At 60.9% G+C, this 2460-nt stretch carries 3 protein-coding genes and 1 tRNA gene; 2 read left to right on the top strand and 2 right to left on the bottom strand.

All coding sequences use genetic code 11. The annotated features are described in order from the left end of the window. Positions 1–191: 191 nt before the first annotated feature. Positions 192–265 (top strand) — tRNA-Cys (locus tag CG50_RS15915). A 74-nt stretch (positions 266–339) separates the two neighbouring features. Here CG50_RS15915 and CG50_RS15910 read toward each other — a convergent pair. Beyond that, a complete protein-coding gene (locus tag CG50_RS15910) occupies positions 340–1410 on the bottom strand; it encodes a tyrosine-type recombinase/integrase (protein WP_245615768.1) in 1071 nt (356 codons plus the stop codon). Beyond that, positions 1397–1645: a hypothetical protein gene (locus tag CG50_RS17275; RefSeq protein WP_169743360.1), complete on the bottom strand. Its 249-nt coding sequence runs from the start codon at positions 1643–1645 to the stop codon at positions 1397–1399. Before CG50_RS17275 ends, CG50_RS15910 begins: the two co-directional genes overlap by 14 nt. Before the next feature lie 344 nt (positions 1646–1989). On the opposite strand from CG50_RS17275, the gene CG50_RS16985 reads away from it, so the two are divergent. Continuing rightward, positions 1990–2460, top strand: a 471-nt coding sequence (locus tag CG50_RS16985; RefSeq protein ID WP_152559575.1) for a hypothetical protein, incomplete at its 3' end; no start/stop codon positions are given.

Below are 2460 nucleotides of genomic sequence, written 5' to 3'. Positions count from 1 at the left end.
TAACCTGAGCAGATTCCGCTGGGTCGATACAGATATTTCGTAGGCTGCGGCGGTTTGGCGGCCGGCGCCGATGGCCTATGTTTCGGGGGAGGGGCGTAAGCCTCTGCGACCGCGACGAAATTGTCGCCCCGTGGCGCGCGTGTTATCCGCTTGACGGCGGTTTCGGGAAAATCTAATGAGGCCGAGGCTCCGGCGGGTTGGCGGAGAGGTTACGCAGCGGATTGCAAATCCGTGAAGACCGGTTCGATTCCGGTACCCGCCTCCAAATCTTTCCAATGACTTAGACGTTGCGCGCCGCCCTTCCGGGCGGCTATTTTGCACGGCGTTTTGCAAATCCGTTCACGCTACACCCCGCTTTGCCGCCGTCAAGGCTTCAAGGATGCGGTCGGATTCGTCGGGGGCGAGGCGGGCGTAATGCTCAATTACGTTCTGCGCATGTCGCAGGCCCCAGCCCATGAAGCCCGCGATCTGCGCAAGGCTGAGTCCCGCGTTCAGAAGCCGCGTGGCGGCCGTGCCTCGGGCATCCTGAAGGCGCAGCGTGTCCGACAGTTTGGCCTTGTCGCGCCACTGGCGAACTCCCTCTGAAGCCCGGTGTTCGGTCAAGGGCTGGCCGTTCGCATTGGTCAGGATCAGAAGCCGGTCCTTCGGCGTGGCGTCCAGAATGGCCGCCATGCGGGGCAGCACCGGGATATGTGCAACCCGGCCGCGCTTGTTCGTCTTGATGCGAAGACGCCGCCCGCCGGGCGTGTCTTCGATATGGGCGCGGGACAGCTTGATAAGATCGCCCGGCCGCAACCCGGTTTCGCAGGCGGCCAGAAGGATGCGCGAGACCCATTCGGGCGCAAGGGCGGTGAAGGTGGCAAGGTCGCCTTCGGTCCAGACCACCTCGGCCCGGTCGGCTTTGTATGCTTTGGGCAAGCGGTCGCAATGGTGTTCCGCGATCTTCCCGGCGTCTCGCGCCCAATTCAGAATCAGTGTGACCACGGTTCCGGCATAGTCGAATTGCTTGGCCGAATGCGCCCACTGTTGCCGCCATTCGCTGACCTCGCCCCGCGAGGCCGGTTCCTCAAAGATCGCCACCGGGTCGTCCTTGAACTCGGCCGCGAAGCGCAACGCCCACTTGCGATAATCGTCTTGGGTGCGGGGGCTTTTCGCCTTGAACTCGGCCGAAGACAGATAGGCGTCCACCATGCCGGGAACGAGGTGCCCGACCTTGGGCCGCCCCTTTTCCATTTCCGCGACATAGGCTGCGAAGAAGGCCGGATCGGTCGGGTTCGGCTGGGCATCGGTCCAGAACCGTGCCGCCTTCCGGCCGCGCAGATAGAAGTAATACCGCACCGTCCCGTCCGCCAGCTTGGCGCGGACCCGGTTAATCTCGGCCGGAAGGCGCTGGCGCTTACGCTGCACCACGACGCGCCCTTCTCTGGGCCACCAGACCCGCACCCACGGCCGAGGCCGCGCCCTCGCCCTGCAACAGCCCTTGCGCTTCATCCAGCCTGCGCCGCACAGGCGCAGGGTCATAGACACTGCGCCGCCCCGGCACCGGATGAATGCGCATCAGGGCGCACCAGTCACGGAATGCCCCGTTGACGCCAGAAAACAGCATCTGGCGCGCAAGGTCTTCGGCTGAAATCAGTTCAGGCATGTGCTTTCACCTCCGACGCAGGGGTGGCCGCCGGTAGTGCAACATCGTGCAAAAGAAATGTCGATTGCCGTTGTGCCGCCTTCCGCATGTCACCCACCTGCCTGCAAACGTCTTGATGTGCCTAAAATGCCAGGCAAGGCGGCAAGGTGTGGTTAAGGAAATCGGGGCAGATTGGCAGCGCGCGGCGGGTTTCCGTCAACTATTGTGCAAGGAAGCTGTGCTTGTCGCGGTGCCCGCCCTTAATGTCGAGGCTCAGGGGTCGAAGACAGCTCTCGTTCGCGGCGGCTGTCAACGTAATTCCTTAGTCGCAGTATGTAGTTTTTCGTTAACGTTTGAGGCTGTTCGTGGATGAAGTGGAGCAGATTATGAAGCAAGTTATTGAGCTACCTCGCCAACCAGATGGAACCGCCTTCTACTTGCATTTCACTGGTGGTTTTCGCGCTGCAAACGTAGCCGCTGATGCTTGGAAAATCGAACCGGTTCTCGTGGATGGCAAGCCGTGCGCGACAGCACCTCTATCAACGGCCCAACTTCAGGATCTGTCGAACCAGAACAACTTCCGCGCAATTGCTTTCCAAAGAATGGGTTGGGCGGATGGCGTATATCATTCGGCTTGGGCACCAATTGTTCCCGGAAAAGCCAACCATTCCGAAGGCCCTGCAGAACTTTGGAGCAACATTTCTCGAAGTATTTCTCGCATTCGTACAAGAGAATTTTTCGCGGCCGCCGAGCAGCCCGCCAAAGATGAAATCGCAGGGGCTTTAGACAACAAAGACCCCGTGGAAGTGAGGTGGACCCCGAAAACCGGACACTCT

It is taken from the genome of Paenirhodobacter enshiensis, from assembly GCF_000740785.1.
GTDB classification, from domain to species: domain Bacteria; phylum Pseudomonadota; class Alphaproteobacteria; order Rhodobacterales; family Rhodobacteraceae; genus Rhodobacter; species Rhodobacter enshiensis.
Note: the sequence above shows the minus strand (reverse complement) of the source record. Positions and strands in the feature narration are given on the sequence as shown.

Coding starts and splice junctions, on each gene's coding strand:
- CG50_RS17275 (WP_169743360.1), bottom strand. CDS start 1,645: ATGCCTGAACTGATTTCAGCCGAAGACCTTGCGCGCCAGATGCTGTTT.